The 16,052-nt window shown below is 58.0% G+C and carries 16 protein-coding genes and 2 tRNA genes; 11 read left to right on the top strand and 7 right to left on the bottom strand.

Going from position 1 to position 16,052, the window contains the following annotated elements:
• Positions 1–175: 175 nt before the first annotated feature.
• From ACXAEW_RS08690 to ACXAEW_RS08670, 5 genes are all read right to left on the bottom strand, one after another.
• Positions 176–252 (bottom strand) — tRNA-Arg (locus tag ACXAEW_RS08690).
• A 95-nt stretch (positions 253–347) separates the two neighbouring features.
• Positions 348–424 (bottom strand) — tRNA-Arg (locus ACXAEW_RS08685).
• Between the two features lie 113 nt (positions 425–537).
• Entirely contained in the window at positions 538–1,935 is a 1,398-nt protein-coding gene (locus ACXAEW_RS08680) for a sensor histidine kinase (RefSeq protein WP_474940944.1), read from the bottom strand.
• Positions 1,936–1,963: 28 nt separating this feature from the next.
• Positions 1,964–3,382 carry a dihydrolipoyl dehydrogenase family protein gene (locus ACXAEW_RS08675; protein ID WP_474940943.1) on the bottom strand — a complete coding sequence of 473 codons (1,419 nt, stop codon included), beginning with the start codon at positions 3,380–3,382 and terminating at the stop codon, positions 1,964–1,966.
• Positions 3,383–3,386: 4 nt separating this feature from the next.
• Entirely contained in the window at positions 3,387–4,181 is a 795-nt protein-coding gene (locus tag ACXAEW_RS08670; protein WP_474940942.1) for a TVP38/TMEM64 family protein, read from the bottom strand.
• Between the two features lie 366 nt (positions 4,182–4,547).
• Between ACXAEW_RS08670 and rpmH the strand changes: the two genes are divergently transcribed.
• The 3 genes from rpmH to yidD all read left to right on the top strand — a co-directional run bounded on the left by rpmH (position 4,548) and on the right by yidD (position 5,576).
• Positions 4,548–4,682, top strand: coding sequence for a 50S ribosomal protein L34 (gene rpmH / locus ACXAEW_RS08665; RefSeq protein ID WP_005980833.1), 135 nt, complete (start codon positions 4,548–4,550; stop codon positions 4,680–4,682).
• A 35-nt stretch (positions 4,683–4,717) separates the two neighbouring features.
• Entirely contained in the window at positions 4,718–5,155 is a 438-nt protein-coding gene (gene rnpA / locus ACXAEW_RS08660; RefSeq protein ID WP_474940941.1) for a ribonuclease P protein component, read from the top strand.
• Between the two features lie 142 nt (positions 5,156–5,297).
• Complete coding sequence (gene yidD / locus ACXAEW_RS08655; protein WP_474940940.1) at positions 5,298–5,576, top strand: membrane protein insertion efficiency factor YidD; 279 nt, start codon at positions 5,298–5,300, stop codon at positions 5,574–5,576.
• A gap of 1 nt (position 5,577) precedes the next feature.
• Here yidD and ACXAEW_RS08650 read toward each other — a convergent pair whose 3' ends face one another.
• Positions 5,578–6,126, bottom strand: a complete 549-nt coding sequence (locus ACXAEW_RS08650) for a DUF3833 domain-containing protein (protein WP_474940939.1) — start codon at positions 6,124–6,126, stop codon at positions 5,578–5,580.
• Between the two features lie 136 nt (positions 6,127–6,262).
• Between ACXAEW_RS08650 and ttcA the strand changes: the two genes are divergently transcribed.
• The 7 genes from ttcA to ACXAEW_RS08615 all read left to right on the top strand — a co-directional run bounded on the left by ttcA (position 6,263) and on the right by ACXAEW_RS08615 (position 13,987).
• Positions 6,263–7,150: a tRNA 2-thiocytidine(32) synthetase TtcA gene (ttcA, locus tag ACXAEW_RS08645; RefSeq protein WP_474940938.1), complete on the top strand. Its 888-nt coding sequence runs from the start codon at positions 6,263–6,265 to the stop codon at positions 7,148–7,150.
• A gap of 85 nt (positions 7,151–7,235) precedes the next feature.
• Positions 7,236–8,750 carry a putative bifunctional diguanylate cyclase/phosphodiesterase gene (locus tag ACXAEW_RS08640; RefSeq protein WP_474940937.1) on the top strand — a complete coding sequence of 505 codons (1,515 nt, stop codon included), beginning with the start codon at positions 7,236–7,238 and terminating at the stop codon, positions 8,748–8,750.
• Positions 8,751–8,895: 145 nt separating this feature from the next.
• Positions 8,896–10,716 (top strand): membrane protein insertase YidC, encoded by a 1,821-nt coding sequence (gene yidC / locus ACXAEW_RS08635; protein WP_474940936.1) that lies wholly within the window; start codon positions 8,896–8,898, stop codon positions 10,714–10,716.
• Positions 10,713–11,462, top strand: a complete 750-nt coding sequence (locus ACXAEW_RS08630) for an MOSC domain-containing protein (RefSeq protein ID WP_474940935.1) — start codon at positions 10,713–10,715, stop codon at positions 11,460–11,462. Before yidC ends, ACXAEW_RS08630 begins: the two co-directional genes overlap by 4 nt.
• Entirely contained in the window at positions 11,462–12,112 is a 651-nt protein-coding gene (yihA, locus tag ACXAEW_RS08625; RefSeq protein WP_474940934.1) for a ribosome biogenesis GTP-binding protein YihA/YsxC, read from the top strand. Before ACXAEW_RS08630 ends, yihA begins: the two co-directional genes overlap by 1 nt.
• A gap of 2 nt (positions 12,113–12,114) precedes the next feature.
• Complete coding sequence (locus ACXAEW_RS08620) at positions 12,115–12,480, top strand: DUF2946 family protein (RefSeq protein ID WP_474940933.1); 366 nt, start codon at positions 12,115–12,117, stop codon at positions 12,478–12,480.
• Positions 12,481–12,559: 79 nt separating this feature from the next.
• A complete protein-coding gene (locus tag ACXAEW_RS08615) occupies positions 12,560–13,987 on the top strand; it encodes a PepSY-associated TM helix domain-containing protein (protein ID WP_474940932.1) in 1,428 nt (475 codons plus the stop codon).
• Between the two features lie 337 nt (positions 13,988–14,324).
• Here the strand turns inward: ACXAEW_RS08615 and ACXAEW_RS08610 are convergent, their stop codons facing one another.
• The gene (locus ACXAEW_RS08610; RefSeq protein ID WP_474940931.1) at positions 14,325–15,053 is read right to left on the bottom strand and encodes an SDR family NAD(P)-dependent oxidoreductase; all 729 of its coding nucleotides are present in this window, start codon (positions 15,051–15,053) and stop codon (positions 14,325–14,327) included.
• 130 nt (positions 15,054–15,183) lie between these two features.
• On the opposite strand from ACXAEW_RS08610, the gene argB reads away from it, so the two are divergent.
• Positions 15,184–16,044: an acetylglutamate kinase gene (gene argB, locus ACXAEW_RS08605; protein WP_474940930.1), complete on the top strand. Its 861-nt coding sequence runs from the start codon at positions 15,184–15,186 to the stop codon at positions 16,042–16,044.
• Positions 16,045–16,052 lie beyond the last annotated feature (8 nt).

Raw genomic sequence — 16,052 nt, 5'->3', positions numbered from 1 at the left:
CCACGTGGCAGATCAGCAGGAACAGGCGGCTTTGCCGTCTGATCTGCAAATCAGCCCTGATTTTCCGAATGGGAAGTCAGATCAAACGAAACCGCTTGCAGGAGCATGAAATGAGGAAATTGGGTCAGTTTGTGACGCAAAGGTCAAAGTTGTCTGACGTTCAACACAGACAGAATGGCGGACCGAGGAGGATTCGAACCCCCGACCCCTTGATTCGTAGTCAAGTACTCTATCCAGCTGAGCTATCGGTCCATTCTGCCGCAGATCCATAGGGAAAACCCGGTTCTGCCGTCTGACGCCCCCTATCCGCGTCATTTCAATCGCCTGGAATTGCGATCAGAGGGAAGTGGCGGACCGAGGAGGATTCGAACCCCCGACCCCTTGATTCGTAGTCAAGTACTCTATCCAGCTGAGCTATCGGTCCACTGTGGAGCCGGGGTTTAAAGCGAGCCGACAGGAGTCGCAACCCCAAAAACGAAATAAATTACAAAACCGTCCCGCAATTTTCATCCGCCCTGCCAAACAGCCAATCGGCGGTTAAACAATCGCCCCCAATGCACCGTCTCCTTTGGGCAGGATTATCTCAAACGATGTGCCGTCAGCACCGGTTCGGTTCAGACGCACCTGACCACCGTGACCCCGCGCCAGCTCCGCTGCAATGGCCAGGCCAAGACCGGAGCCTCCCTTGCGCGTACCGCCCTGAAACGGCGTAAAGAGGTTCTCCTGCGCTTTCATCGGCAGGCCGGGGCCTGTGTCAACAACCTGGATACACCAGTCAGAGCCAATTTCCCCGGCTTCGATCAGCACTTCGCCGTCCTTGCCAGTGGCAGCAATCGCCTGACGGGCATTGCGGACCAAATTCATAATGACGCGGAACAATTGTTCAGGATCCGCGCGGACCACCAGATCACCTGGCACTTTTGAGGCGATGGAGACCAGCCCGCTGTCCTCGGCCAGGGTCTCACCGGCGACGACGTCATCTACCACAGTGTGCAGGGGAATCATGGTCAGCGTCGGTGCCGGTTCTTCTGCGCGGCCAAAAGCCAGCGTGCCTTCGCACAAGGACACAGCGCGGGTGATCGAGTTGACCAGCTTGGGCGCAAGGCGGCGCACCGTTGGATCTTCGCTCATCTCGATCCGATCGGTGAACAGCTGCGCGGAGGTCAGTATGTTGCGCAGATCGTGGCTGACCTTGGCCACGGCGCCGCCAAGCTGGGCGAGGCGTTCACGCTGTTTCAGGGCATGCGTCAACTCCACCTGCATCTGCTGCAAGGCCTCCTCGGCTTCGCGCAGCTCCACCACGCGGGCATGAGGCGTGATAATGCCGCGCGCGTCCTCGGGGGCCTGAGCGTAGCGCTGCATATAGCCAACCACCCCTTTGATGGGGCGTACCAGAAGAAGCCGCACCGCCCAGAACAGCAGGATGGCCGTAAACACAGAGATCACCGCGGACAGAACCAGAATGCGCAGGCCATAATCCAGCATCGCCATACGCAGAGGCTGGGTTGCAATGGTAATCTCAATCAGCAGCCCCGCATCCCGGACTGGTTCGCCAATGACCCGGATGACCTCGTTCTGGCTCCTGACCAAACGCATCATCGCATCACGGATAAGCACCATCGCAGTGGCATCACGCAGATCAAAAGTTTCCGCAATCGGCTCTGGTATCGGTGAGGCTAGCATCAGCTGGCGCAGCTTGTCCCGTCGCAGCACAACGTTATAGACGCCGGCATTCTGCAACAGTTCGGCTTCCAGCTCTGTATCCAGCATATCATCCGCCAAAAGCGCCAGCGATGCGATCTGCGCGCGCTCCAACCGGTCCTGCAAGTACTCTTGGCGAAAACGAGCAATGGATGGGACAAAGATCAGTACCTCGGCCAGCATCACAAAGACCGTGGTCAGGATCAGAAATCTTCCTGAAAGCGTATTGAGCATTCTGCTCCCTTTGGTCCTGTCTTTAAATTCAGGGAATCCATCGCTGAACAAACCCTACCATGCGCTTAACAAACGGACTTTCAAATAACTTTGGAGAGAAATAGGCCCCCGCGACCCGTTTGTTAAGTTCCGATACTGTTGGATAGGGCGCTATCATTGCCGCAATCTGGCTCATCTTCATATTATTTGCCAGAGCCATAGACCACAGCGCGCATTGTTCCCCGGCCTGATGTCCCGCAAGTGAGACACCCACAGGCCGCCCTTTGACCACCATCACTTTGATCAGCCCTTTGGTCTTACGCTCTGCTATGGCGCGGTCATTGTGGTGATATTCAAACCGCGCGACCTCCAGTTTGGTCCCGTAGGCCTCGCGCGCCTGGGCTTCGGTCAATCCGATCTGCGCCAGTTCGGGATCGGTATAGGTGGCCCAGGGGATATGATTGATCTTCGCCTTGGAGGGCATGCCAAACAGCGCGGATTTGATGATCACGCCAGCATGATAACCCGCCACATGCGTGAACTGCAGCCCGCCTGCCACATCACCGATCGCATAGACTTTCTTGTTTGTGGTCTTCAGGCTGTCATCGACCTTGATCCCGGTGCGCGTTGTTTCGATCCCGGCGGCATCGAGGTTCAATTTGTCGATATTGGGTGAGCGACCAACCGCTATCAGAAGATGCGACCCCTTGTAGGTCGCGCCATCCCGGGTCAGAACCTCAATCGCACCAGCCTCGCCCCGGACTTCGGCGGCCATTGCGTTTTCGACGATCTCAACCCCTTCAGCGCGCAGACACTCCAGCACCACAGCGGCCATTTCAGGATCGTCTTTCCCCAGCGCCTTGGCCCCTTCAAGCACGGTAACCTTACACCCAAGACGCACATGCGCCTGGGCCATCTCCAACCCGATGGGGCCGCCGCCGATGATCAACAGATGCTCTGGCTGATCTTGCAGGTCAAACAGTGTTTCGTTGGTTTCATAGGGCACGCTGTCCAGCCCCGGGATCGGCGGAACAAGCGGCGAGGAGCCGGTTGCGATCACCACCCGACGGGCGGTGATACGGTGCGCGCCTGCCTGAACCTCCGTTGCCGACACAAACCGGCCAAATTCGCGGATCACCTTGACGCCAAAGCCCTCGAACCGTTCCTGGCTGTCCATCGGTTCAATCTGGGCAATCACCTCATGCACATGTGCCTTGGCGGCTGCATAATCCACCTGTGGCTGTTGATCCGCCACTCCAAAGGCCGCCGCATGGGCCTGACCATAAGCCGCCTTGCCCGCTGCCAACAGCGCCTTGGACGGGACACAACCAAAGTTCAGGCAATCCCCGCCCATTTTGTGCCCTTCCAGAAGGATCACACTTGCGCCCATCTGGCTGGCTCCGGCGGCAACGGACAGCCCCCCGGAGCCGGCACCGATTACCAGTATATCGCAGGTCAGTTGTTCCATCGCCTTACTCCGCCTTATCCGACACGCCTTGACCGGATGGGCCTTGGGCGCCCCCCTTCCCGCACGGCGGGCGAATGGCTTTGATCACAATAGGCATTGCCGCCAGGACACACAGGCCCAGAATCGGGCCAATTACATGTGGCTCCCACAGGAGGCTGAGATCAGGTTCATCACCGCGGTCAAAAACCTCTCCCATGCCGACACCGATCCAGGTGAAAACGACACCGCCGGGAATGATGCCCACAGCAGTGGTCCACAGGAAATTGCGCAGCTTTACCCCAACCAGCGCAGGCAGCAGATTGGCGACAAAGAAGGGCACCGCAGGAACCAGTCGCAGTAGCAACAGAACCTCAATCTCGTTCTGGCGCAGGGCGTTCTTCAGACTTTGGACCCGCCCGCCAGCGTTTTCGATCTTGGCGTTCAGATATGTGCCCAGCCCCCAGCGCGCCGCCAGAAAGATACCTGTGGCCCCGATCGTGGCCGCCACCACATTGGCAAAGGTGCCTGCCGCAAGCCCGAACAGGAACCCGCCCGTAACCGAAGCCACCGCAGCGCCGGGCAGTGAGAAGGCCACAATCGCCACATAGATCGCCATAAACAGCCCCAGCATGGTCAGGAAGTTCTGATCCCGAAACGCCACCAGCGCCTCGCGGTTGTCGCGCAGCGTGTCAAAACTCAGATAGTCTTTCAGCGTCATGGCCCCGATTACGGCCACCGCCAGAACTGCAATCAGCGGCAGGTGACGTGTAAGCCCGCCCTTCCTGGTCGGGTGCGTTTGGGCTTCGGTTGTGTCGCTCATGGCGGTCCTCATCGCTTGGCTGGGATGATCTGGCTCATCTTGCTTGGAGTGGGTCATAGTTGGTGTTTACTGTGCTACGTGCTAAATATGTCCAAAGCGAGAGGCGCGCGCTCTGCCTCACGCCCCCTTGATCCCTGCTTTCCATTTCGTGAGATATGCAACAGTTTACCGGGTCTTGGGGGCGTTGGAGGCGGTATTTTGAAACCTTTTTGACAGAAATATTGCAGTTTTGCGGGGATTCCCGAAAGAAGCACGGGAAAGGGGTTTGACTTGGGACGCGATCACTTCTAAAGACCGGGCTTCGAGATTGACCCCGGGCGTGTGTGATTCCGCACTGTTCCCGCAACGAATATGGAGACCGGAGCGATGAAACGCACCTATCAGCCTTCGAACCTGGTTCGCAAACGCCGCCACGGCTTCCGTGCGCGCATGGCCACCAAGGCAGGCCGCAAGATCCTGAACGCACGCCGCGCACGTGGCCGCAAGTCGCTGAGCGCGTAATTCTACGCCATTGGTGACGTCCGTCAGGAACGGAATTGAAACCGCCGGAGGCTCCCATGGACGATGATCACATCGCAGGGAATACGCCTCCGGCGGTTTCCGTTTGCGCTGAAGCCAGCGCCAAAGAGGTCAAGAACCTGGGTGGCGTGGAGATCATCACCAAACGCAGTGACTTCCTGCTGGCTGCCCGAGCCAAACGTCAGGGCACCAAGGCGATGATGCTGCAAGGGCGCAACCGCGGCGATGACAGCCCTGCCCGGGTTGGTTTCACCTGCTCCAAAAAAGTCGGAAACGCCGTGGCCCGGAACCGCGCCAAACGCCGCTTGCGGGAAATCGCCAGGCTGATCCTGCCGCAGTATGGGCGCCGCGGCTGGGACTATGTCTTGATTGGCCGCGCCGAGGCCACCGCGACACGCGATTTTGACAGCCTGCAACATGACCTGATCTACGCCCTGAAAAAGATACACGGCTAGCGCGAAGCCGACGCGCGCGCATTTGCCCGTGGTTCTCCCGCCCGTGTCGGAGGCTTCACAGAAGCCGCCGCCCCCGGTGGGCCCAGCGCCGCTGACGCGGCGCGGATTGCGCTGCTGACGTTCTGCGCCTATTGAACAGGGCATGACACCTTTGGCCTTTGTCCTTTCCCTGCCCGTGCGCGCCTATCGGCTGATCTTCAGCCCTTGGGTTGGGTTTAACTGCAGATATCAACCAACGTGTTCGGCTTATGCGCTGGAAGCCCTGGAAAAACACGGCGCCATTAAAGGCAGTTGGCTGACCCTGCGCCGCATTGGGCGTTGCCACCCTTTTGGTGGCAGTGGTTTTGACCCGGTTCCTGACAATGAGACCCCAAAGGGCTGCAGCTGCCAGGGTCACAGTCACAGCCACGACCAGAAGTGACCTATTGTTTTTCAAAGACCAGCGTCACCTCACCCAAGGTTACCCCGAAGCGGCTGACATAGGCACGATTGAGAAGACGCCCGTCTTCCAGAAGCCACATCCAATCGTCAAACTTCACATTGAGCGTTCCGCCATTCGGCTTGGGCAGTGCAAACCCATACCGCCAGTTGAACGTATCTCCCCGCTCTTCTCCCCATGCAACACCGCGAACCCCATCTGCAGTTCCTGTCCAAGTCTGATCCTTTACAACAGCGCCGGTCTTCTCCAGCGTCCAGACCCGCCTTTCTGTCTGTCCGTCAGAGTAGAAAAACCGTTCATCCAGCGTTAAGAACGTCCCATCCCAAGTGCCTGCAATCTCAACCTTGAAGCGGCGACGGATCGTTCCGAAACGATCCTGAAACTGCCCATAGGCAATTGTTTCACCCGCAAAATACTCTTCCAGATTCAAATCCCTCGGGCTGAGCTTCTCATCCGTCAGTGCAGGTTTTCCGCAACCGGCCAAAAGGCCAATCCCCAATAGTCCAAATACGCGTAGAATCGATCTCGGCATCGCAGTCTCCTGTTGTGAGCGCACTTGCCCTACAGAGTGCATACGGGCCGCTGAGCCACCTGGATCACTGAGTCTCGCGACGGATAACGCGCCTTTTGTCTTGGCAAAACCGCATACCTCGGCTACGGGGGCGCACATGCTTGATGATGATCTGGACGAAATCCACCCGCTTTTTGCCGGAGCCCCTGCCACAACTGCGTTCAAGAAACTGCGCAAACGGATCGTGCGGAACACGCGCGAGGCGGTGGAGCAGTACGGCATGGTGGAAAAGCGCGACGACGGCAGCCGCCCCAAATGGCTGGTCTGCCTGTCCGGCGGCAAGGACAGCTACACCATGCTGGCGGTCTTGTATGAGCTGCAATGGCGCGGCCTTCTGCCGGTGGATTTGCTCGCCTGCAACCTGGATCAGGGGCAACCGGGATTTCCAGCCACTGTGCTGCCAGAGTTTTTGGAAAAAATGGGCGTGCCAAACAGGATCGAATATCAGGACACCTACTCCATTGTGATGGACAAGGTGCCTCAGGGACGAACATACTGTGCGCTTTGCTCCCGTCTGCGTCGCGGCAACCTGTATCGGATTGCACGTGAAGAAGGCTGTTCTGCGGTTGTACTCGGTCACCATCGGGACGACATTCTGGAAACCTTCTTTATGAACCTCTTTCACGGGGGACGGCTGGCCACGATGCCACCCAAACTGGTCAATGAGGAAGGTGATCTTTTTGTCTATCGTCCACTGGCCCACGTGGCCGAAGCCGATTGCGAAAAATTCGCACGTGACATGAATTATCCCATCATTCCCTGTGATCTATGCGGCAGCCAGGACGGGCTACAGCGCCAACAGGTCAAACAAATTCTGGACCAGTGGGAATCAAACAGTCCCGGACGCCGACAGGTGATGTTCCGGGCCCTCATGAATGCGCGCCCGTCCCATTTGCTTGACCCCAAGCTGTTCGATTTCGTTGAGCTGACCACAAAAAAAGCGGAGAATTTGACTGAATCTGAAGAGATTCCCGCTCTGCGTTAAAGGTTCAGTCAGAACAGCCCCCCTAGTGTGGACCCAAGCCGTTTAGAAGGTGAAAGGTCCGCAAATGAATACGTCGAACTCAGGCATGCTAGCAAAACTGCGTAATGCGCTGGCGCCTGTCCTATTGGGTCCCCCTGTGCTGGCCTTTTTGCCTGCCGTGACGTTGGGAACCTATTGGATGGGGGGCGAGTACGCATTGCTATGCGCCGCACTGGGTCTGCCACTCTTCTTTGCCGGCATCGGCATGTTCTCCCGCAGCGGCAATGTCCCGCAGGATGCAACGACCGGCCTTGTGCTGCGCGACGGGTTTGAAATGATCGCCCATGATGTATTCAACGCATCCGGTCGAAAGGGACAGAACTCCGCTGTCTTTGTTATCGAGATCGAACAGTTTGACGAACTCGAAAGCGAATATGGCTCCCAGTCAGCCGAAACCGTCCTGCGTGAGCTTGGTCAGCGTCTGCGTGACGCTACACGGACCCGCGACTGCATCGCCCGCATCGCGGACAATAAATTCGCAATTTGCCTCAGTCCAATGCCGCATCTGGATCTGGAGCTGTGCATTCAACTGGCAAGCCGATACCAGACAAAACTGGAAGAACCGATTTCGCTGGATGGCATATCGGTTTACCTGACCTGTTCTATCGGCTTCTGCAGCCGACGCCACGCTCCGGAAGACCAGGCCGACGCCTGGATTGGGGCGGCTTTTGCGGCTTTGGAAGAGGCAAAGCACAACGGCCCATCTGGAATGCGTGCCTATTCGGCGGAGCTGCACCATCGCACCAATCGCCGCCGCAATTTGCATGGCGAAGTTGTCCAAGCGCTCGAAAGCGGACAGATCCAAGCTTGGTTCCAGCCGCAGATCAGCACGGACACCGGCCAGATATCCGGGTTTGAGGCCCTCGCGCGTTGGGTCCATCCGGTCCACGGAATGATCCCCCCCAGCACCTTTCTTCCTGCGCTCGAGGATGCGGGCCTGATGGAACGGCTGAGCGAGGTGATGGTCTATCAGGCATTATCCGCAATCAAGGCCTGGGATGCTGCTGGTGTATCCGTACCGCAGGTGGGTGTGAACTTTGCCGCAAACGAACTGCGCAAACCCGGACTTGTGGAACGTATCAAGTGGGACCTGGAACGTTTTGGCCTGGAACCTCAGCGCCTGTGTATCGAAGTCCTTGAAACCGTCGTCAGTGATGCACCTGATGATATGATCGTACGCAATATTGTCGCCCTGGGTGAACTGGGCTGCGGTATCGACCTGGATGATTTCGGCACCGGCCATGCCTCTATTGGCGCAGTACGCCGCTTCAAGGTCCGCCGCATCAAAATTGACCGCTCTTTTGTCACCAAATCGGACCGCGATCCCGAGCAACAGAAAATGGTTGGTGCAATCCTCACCATGGCGGAACGGCTGGAGCTTGAGACATTGGCCGAAGGGGTGGAAACTGTCGGCGAACACGCGCTGCTGGCTCAGCTGGGCTGCGGCCATGTACAAGGCTACGGCATCGGCCGCCCCGTCCCCTTTGACCAGACGCTGGACTGGATCTCTGCACATCTGTCCAAACTTAAAGAACCGCCGGCAATTGGTGGCAACGGATAATATCCTTCGATTTTACCCCTTTTAATCCGAGAAACCGGCGAATAGGGCCCGCGGATCGTCGCGGCGGCCCGGTTTCCACTTGACCTTTGGGAGCCATGTCTGTTGAACCACCCTGTCATTTGCATGCACGAGGTGGCGGTCCCACATGGACGATCAGAATAAAAATCTTCTTCTAGCAACCGCACTCAGCGCCGTGGTGCTGCTCGGTTGGTACACTTTTTTTCCCCCGCCCGCGGAGGAACCCGCGCCGACGGAGCTCGCTCAGTCAGAGTTGACGCCGCCGGCAAACGGTCCGGTATCGGCTCCGAGCGCGGTCAGCGCAGACGCAGCTGAAGCCGAGGCGGTCACGACCACAGCTGACACAGAGGACAATGCGCCACGAATTGTGATCGACAGTCCGCGTCTGAAAGGTTCGATCTCGCTCAAGGGCGGCCGCATTGATGACCTTGCACTCAAAGATTATCACGTCACCAATGATCCCACGTCCGACATCGTCAAACTGCTGACACCGGTTGGTCAGGCCAATGCCTATTATGCGCTTTATGGCTGGGCGCCGGGTGCTGGTCTGGGCATCGAAGACGTTCCGGGCGCCAATACGCTTTGGTCCGCACCGGCGGATGTGACGCTGACCCCGGAAACGCCCGTCACGCTCAGCTGGGACAATGGCAAAGGCCTGACCTTTACCCGTACCATCTCGGTTGATGCAGATTTCATGTTCAAAATCGACCAGGCCGTGACCAACGCGTCCGGCGCGTCGGTTGCGCTTGCGCCTTATGGCACGCTGGCCCGTCACGGCCAGCCGGCGGATCTGAAGAACTTCTTTGTTCTGCACGAAGGTCTGGTGCGCGAAGCCGATGGTGAACTGTCCGAAGTCAAATACGACAAGATGCAGGATTTCGACGTCGACCCGCGTGATGGCGCGGCAACCGACTCCATCGCGGTCGAAGACAGTGGCTGGATCGGTTTTACCGACCACTATTGGATGGCGACGTTGATCCCGGCAAATGGTCAGGCTTTCCGTTCAATCGCCAAGTTTGACCCGCGTCGCGATATTTACCAAACCGATGTGGTCATGCCGACTGTAACGCTGGCCGATGGCACATCCGCTGCGACCACCACCCAGCTGTTTGCTGGCGCCAAGGAATGGGCAACCATCAAAGCCTATGAAAAAGGCGGCATCGCGGGTTTCCTTGACAGTATTGACTGGGGTTGGTTCTACTTCCTGACCAAACCGATCTTTGCTGTTCTGCACTGGCTGAACCAGATAATCGGCAACATGGGTATTGCGATCATCGGCCTGACCGTACTGATCAAGGTTCTGGTGCTGCCGCTGGCGTGGAAATCCTACTCCTCCATGGCAAAGATGAAGGAACTGCAACCCGAGCTTGAAAAGCTGAAGGAGCGCGCAGGCGACGATCGCCAGAAGATGCAAAAGGAGATGATGGAGCTCTACAAGAAGGAGAAGGTAAACCCGGCCGCAGGCTGTCTGCCAATCCTGATTCAGATCCCGATCTTCTTCTCGCTCTACAAGGTGATCTTTGTCACGTTGGAACTACGCCATGCACCTTTCTTTGGCCCGTTCCAGGACCTGTCCGCACCGGATCCGACATCGCTGTTCAACCTGTTTGGCGCCCTGCCCTGGGCCTCCCCGGCACCGGACAGCGTCCTTGCGCTGGTCTTCATTGGAGTTCTGCCGATCCTTCTGGGTATTTCCATGTGGCTGCAGCAGAAACTGAATCCGGCACCAACAGATCCGACCCAACAGATGATCTTTGCCTGGATGCCATGGGTCTTTATGTTCATGCTGGGTGGTTTTGCGTCCGGTCTGGTGGTTTACTGGATTGCGAACAACACCATCACCTTCTGCCAGCAGTACATCATTATGCGCAGCCACGGGTTCAAACCGGATGTATTTGGCAACATCAAAAGCAGCTTTAAGCGCAAGGCGAAATCGGAGACCGAATGAGCCACACAGTTACAGAGATCTGGCGTCACACGATCAAAGCACACGGTCGTGAGTCGTTGGAGCAGGTAACCCTGACCGCCGGGCAAGCTTTGCCCGGCGATCGTCTTTGGGCGGTTGCGCATGAGGAGGCCAAAGATGTGGATGGCTCTGAATGGGCGCCCTGCCGCAACTTTACCCGCGCGGCCGGCTCGCCCCAACTGATGGCCATTGCCTCGCGCTTTAACGAAAAAACCGGTGAGCTGACGCTGACCCATCCAACCGCCGGGCAAATCACCTTTTTGCCAGATGGCAATGCGTCCGGTTTTCTGGAGTGGGTTCGCCCCCTGGTGGCGGAAAACCGTCCGGCGCCCGCCCGCATCGTCCGCGCCAATACACAGGCGATGACCGATACGGATTACCCTTCGGTGACGCTGGCCAATCTGGCATCACACCGCGCGGTGGAAGATGCCATTGGCACGTCCCTGTCGCGTCATCGCTGGCGTAGCAACCTCTGGTTTGATCTGGGTGACGCCTGGGCCGAAGAAGACTGGATCGGACGCGAAGTCCAGATCGGCAGCGCCGTCTTTGCCGTGCGCGAGCGAATGCAACGCTGTATGGCGACCACCGCCAACCCGGAAACTGGCGAACGCGACGCCGAGACCCTGAAAACACTCAAAGAGAACTTTGGCCACCAGCATTTCTCGGTTGGTGCCGAGGTTGTTCGCCCCGGCGCAATCCAACTGGGCGACCCTGTGAAAGTCCTGTGATGCAGATGCAATTTACCCTGGCCGAAGCGCCGGATGAGATCTCAACCGAAGAAGGCCGCAAGCTGTTTGCGGGCCAGTCCGAGTTTCTGAAAGGCGTGGTGGCCATGGATGGCCTGCCTGAGGCCGACCGAACCGAGGTGTGCTTTGCCGGGCGCTCAAACGTGGGCAAGTCCTCATTGATAAACGCGCTGACCGGAACCAAAGGGTTGGCCCGTGCTTCCAACACGCCTGGACGCACACAAGAGATCAACTTTTTCACGCAGGGCCCCGAGCATTATCTGGTCGACCTGCCCGGCTATGGCTATGCCAATGCGCCGCTGGATGTGGTCGAGAAATGGCAGAAGCTGCTAAAGAAATACCTGTCTGGCCGCCAGAACCTGCGCCGCGCCTTTGTTCTGATCGACAGCCGCCACGGGGTAAAAAAGGTGGATGAGGACATCATGAAGCTGCTGGACACCTCGGCGGTGACCTTCCAATGCGTGATGACCAAAGCCGACAAGGTAAAGGCAAAAGAGCGCGAGGCAGTGATCGAGCAGGTCAAAGGCGCGCTGGCAAAACACCCTGCTGCCTATCCTGAGATCGTACTGACCTCGTCGGAAAAAGGCGATGGGATCTCGACATTGCGAGCCATTATCGCCAACCTCCCCTAAGAATGAATCATCTGTCCACATATCTCCTTTTGATTGCCCTGGCTGTTGCCGGGATGATCCCCGCTGGATGGATGCCAGCAGTGGGAGAGGACGGAAAAGTCCTGATGGTCATCTGTACCTCTGAAGGGGATGTGGAACAGTGGGTGGACCTTGACGGGGACACCCCGGACCACGACACGGGCGATCTCGACAGCGACCGCATTTGCCCCTTTGGCGCGCTCAGCCACTCCGCCATGCTGATGGCCGGTCCTGAGCTGCCTCTGGACCTGTCCCCGCGCCGTTCCCCCTGGGCGGATGAGGCATTTACCCACCACAGTGCCGGGTTTCACTGGCGCTATGATGCGCGCGGCCCACCCACACTCTCCTGATATCTTGACCCATTTGTTTTGATTTCACCGGCGCCTACTGAACAAGGCCCGGACCTATTTGGTATGGAGAGTTTTCCGCATGGAACCCCAATTGGCACCTCGCCACCCGCAGTCTGTGGACGCACAAATGCATGATGCGTCCAAACTGTCGCAAAAATTCTATTTCGCCGCCTGGCGCTGGCATTTCTATGCTGCACTTTATGTGGTCCCCTTTATGATCATGCTTGCTGTTACCGGGCTGATGATGATGTTGATCACCCAGTTTGACGGCCGCGACGGTGAAAAGATCCAGCTGACAACCATAACCGAGCAGGCGCTACCCTATGATGTGCAGGCTGCCGCCGCGCTTGGCGCCCAGCCCGGAACATTGGCTGAATGGATCGGCCCAAAATCCAACACGCTGGCCACAGTTTTCCGGATCAAGACCGAAGACGGACAGCGTCTGGTTGCCCTGAACCAATACACCGGTGAGGTGCTCAAGGTCTGGGACCGCCGCGCCGGTTGGTACGATTGGGCCGACAATCTGCACGGCTCACTTCTGATCGGCGATACCGGTGACCGGCTGATTGAGATCGCAGCCGGTCTGGGCCTCTTGCTGGTTCTGACCGGGCTTTATATCTGGTGGCCGCGCGGCAACTGGCGCGCTGCTCTTCTGCCCGACTTTTCCGCGCGGCGCCGCGCCCTTTGGAAAAATCTGCACGGGGTGGTTGGGTTCTGGATGTCCGCACTGTTGATTGTTTTCCTGATCTCAGGTCTTGCCTGGGCGGGTATCTGGGGCGGTAAGTTTGTGCAGGCCTGGTCGACCTTTCCGGCGCAGAAATGGGATGCGGTCCCCCTGTCGGACACAACCCACGCCGCACATCTGAACCACGGCCACACCAATGATGTGCCCTGGGCGCTGGAGCAGACGCCAATGCCTGCCTCGGGCTCGGAGGCCGGGATCACCGGCACTGCCGATGGTGAACCGGTTACAGCCGAAACCGTCATCGCCCTGGGACGCGCCTTGGGGATGGAAGGCCGTTTCCGCCTGGCCTATCCCGGCAGCGACAAAGGCGTGTGGACCATCAACCGCGACAGCATGTCATCGGACAGTGATGATCCTTTCATCGACCGAACCATCCATGTGGATCAATACAGCGGAAAGATCCTCGCTGATGTGGCCTATGCGGATTATTCCTGGGCCGGCAAATCCATGGCCGTTGGCATCCCCTTCCATATGGGGCTGATGGGCACGTGGAACTTTGTCCTGAACCTTGTGTTCTGCCTCTCAGTCATCTTCATCAGCGTCTCGGGCATTGTCATGTGGGTAAAACGCCGCCCGAGCGGCGCAGCACGTCTGGCTGCTCCGCCTGTGCCCGCAGACCTACCGTTCTGGAAAGGTGCCCTTCTTGTTGGTCTGTTCTGCGCACTGGCCTTCCCGCTTGTGGGGGTGACACTGCTGGTCGTTTTGGCACTGGACGTACTGTTGCTGAGCAATCTGCCGGTTCTAAAACGAGCGCTTAGCTAACCTTTCGCTCTGCTATGTCGGCCTGTTTCACACCAGGCCGACGGGCACGGATGCTCTGCGTCGACGTCCCTTCCCAGTCAGACCAATGCAGGCCGACTTTGGTGCCCTGCATGACGCTTGCGACAGGCATCCATGCCCGAAACTGGCCCGCAACCCATGCGGTATGCGGGCCTTTTTTAACCTTGGTTCCAAGTCCTTAGGACACGCATAAGTATTTTCAAAAAGATGAAAGCAAATAGCCTCAGCATAGAACAGAGGCATTCTAAGGGAGACTCTTTTTCATCTTTTCCCAAATACTTAAAATCCCACCCCCGCAACAGGCACAGGCGGCGGCGTTTTATACGTGCTGGGCACCGTTCACTTCGATCTCTGCACCCGAAATATAGGAGCTTTGATCGGAACAAAGGTAAAAGATCGCATCCGCGACTTCCGACGGCTGGCCCAGACGCTGCATCGGCAGTTTCTCGACGATTTTATCGGTTCCCGGGCTCAGGATCGCGGTTTCAACCTCACCAGGGGCAATTGCATTGACCCGCACCCCCATAGGGCCAAAGTCATGGGCCATTTCACGGGTTAGCGCCGCCAGTGCGGCCTTGGAGGTCGCATAGGCCGCGCCCGCAAAAGGATGCACACGGCTGCCTGCAATCGAGGTCACATTCACCACCGATCCTTTGGCCGCCGCCAGTTCATCCTTGAGACCACGCGCCAGCACAACCGGGGCAAAGAAGTTCACGTGAAACACGCGCCCCCAATCGGCCAGATCTGTGTTCAATGTGTTCAACCGGCCGCCATCGTCGGCCTTGGGTGAAATGCCCGCGTTGTTCACCAGCGCATCCAATTTGCCATCAATACGCTCTTGAATCAGCCCCACCGCATTGATCGTATCGGCAGGGTCACCCAGATCCAGCTGAACGTGATCCTCGGCTCCGCCACCCCAGGGGCATTCTTCTGGATGGGCCTGACGAGAGCAGGTGATCACCCGCCACCCCTCATTGTGAAACCGGCGCACGGTGGCATGACCGATTCCCCGGCTTGCCCCCGTCAGCAGTAGAGTCTTTTGCCGCATATGGTCTCTCCTGTCTGGAATTATCGGAAATCTACCAATTGCGGGGGGCGCTGCAATGGAATAACGCTCCCGGCCCTTGGCAGCGGTGTGAATTATCCCTAAACCCACCCGTCAAAGGGATGATAGAGCGATGAAGAAACAGGATATGAACCGGGATTGGATTGCTACCGCCGAAACACTCTCCAGCGCATTGCCGTATCTGCAGCGCTATGATGATGCGATTGTTGTTGTCAAACTGGGCGGTCACGCCATGGGCAGCGACGAAGCCATGGACAGTTTTGCCCGCGATATCGTTCTGTTGCGCCAGGTCGGCGTGAACCCCGTGATCGTCCATGGTGGCGGACCAATGATCAACGCGATGCTGGAAAAGCTCCAGATCCAAAGCACATTTGTAAACGGCAAACGCGTCACAGATGCGGCCACCATGGAAGTGGTCGAGATGGTTCTGTCGGGCGTTGTCAACAAGCGGATTGTTCACGCGCTCAACCGTCAGGGTGGTCGCGCCGTAGGGCTCTCGGGCAAGGACGCCAACCTGATTACCTGTGATGTGCCAAACCCTGAGCTGGGCTTTGTCGGTCAACCCGCCGAAATGGATCCCACGGTTCTGAAAAACCTCTTTGACAAGGACATGGTACCGGTCATCGCCCCCATTGGTGTGGGAAGGGATGGGGCCACGCTCAATATCAACGGGGACACAGCTGCCGGCGCCATCGCGCAATGTCTGCAAGCCGATCGCCTGCTGCTGCTGACCGATGTCGCGGGTGTAAAGAACGCCGACGGAGATGTTATCACGGAGCTCAAAGCCGCAGATGTCGAGGCGATGACGGCCGAAGGCGTGATTGCTGGGGGCATGATCCCCAAGACCGAGACCGCTCTTCAGGCGGTGCGCGGCGGGGTCCGGGCCTGTACCATCGTGGATGGCCGGGTGCAGAACGCAGTCCTGCTGGAACTGTTTACTGACCACGGCGCAGGCTCCATGATCCGCGCCTAACCGCACGG

It is taken from the genome of Epibacterium sp. ABZ3_068 (assembly GCF_056159265.1).
Note: the sequence above shows the minus strand (reverse complement) of the source record. Positions and strands in the feature narration are given on the sequence as shown.

Bases quoted from the DNA above. Each gene is read 5' to 3' on its own strand.
- ACXAEW_RS08670 (WP_474940942.1), bottom strand. From the start codon at position 4,181: ATGAGCGACACAACCGAAGCCCAAACGCACCCGACCAGGAAGGGCGGG.
- ACXAEW_RS08680 (WP_474940944.1), bottom strand. From the start codon at position 1,935: ATGCTCAATACGCTTTCAGGAAGATTTCTGATCCTGACCACGGTCTTT.
- ACXAEW_RS08650 (WP_474940939.1), bottom strand. From the start codon at position 6,126: ATGCCGAGATCGATTCTACGCGTATTTGGACTATTGGGGATTGGCCTT.
- yidC (WP_474940936.1), top strand. From the start codon at position 8,896: ATGGACGATCAGAATAAAAATCTTCTTCTAGCAACCGCACTCAGCGCC.
- yidD (WP_474940940.1), top strand. From the start codon at position 5,298: ATGACACCTTTGGCCTTTGTCCTTTCCCTGCCCGTGCGCGCCTATCGG.
- ACXAEW_RS08675 (WP_474940943.1), bottom strand. From the start codon at position 3,382: ATGGAACAACTGACCTGCGATATACTGGTAATCGGTGCCGGCTCCGGG.
- argB (WP_474940930.1), top strand. From the start codon at position 15,184: ATGAAGAAACAGGATATGAACCGGGATTGGATTGCTACCGCCGAAACA.
- ttcA (WP_474940938.1), top strand. From the start codon at position 6,263: ATGCTTGATGATGATCTGGACGAAATCCACCCGCTTTTTGCCGGAGCC.
- ACXAEW_RS08615 (WP_474940932.1), top strand. From the start codon at position 12,560: ATGGAACCCCAATTGGCACCTCGCCACCCGCAGTCTGTGGACGCACAA.
- ACXAEW_RS08640 (WP_474940937.1), top strand. From the start codon at position 7,236: ATGCTAGCAAAACTGCGTAATGCGCTGGCGCCTGTCCTATTGGGTCCC.
- ACXAEW_RS08610 (WP_474940931.1), bottom strand. From the start codon at position 15,053: ATGCGGCAAAAGACTCTACTGCTGACGGGGGCAAGCCGGGGAATCGGT.
- yihA (WP_474940934.1), top strand. From the start codon at position 11,462: ATGCAGATGCAATTTACCCTGGCCGAAGCGCCGGATGAGATCTCAACC.
- rpmH (WP_005980833.1), top strand. From the start codon at position 4,548: ATGAAACGCACCTATCAGCCTTCGAACCTGGTTCGCAAACGCCGCCAC.
- ACXAEW_RS08630 (WP_474940935.1), top strand. From the start codon at position 10,713: ATGAGCCACACAGTTACAGAGATCTGGCGTCACACGATCAAAGCACAC.
- ACXAEW_RS08620 (WP_474940933.1), top strand. From the start codon at position 12,115: ATGAATCATCTGTCCACATATCTCCTTTTGATTGCCCTGGCTGTTGCC.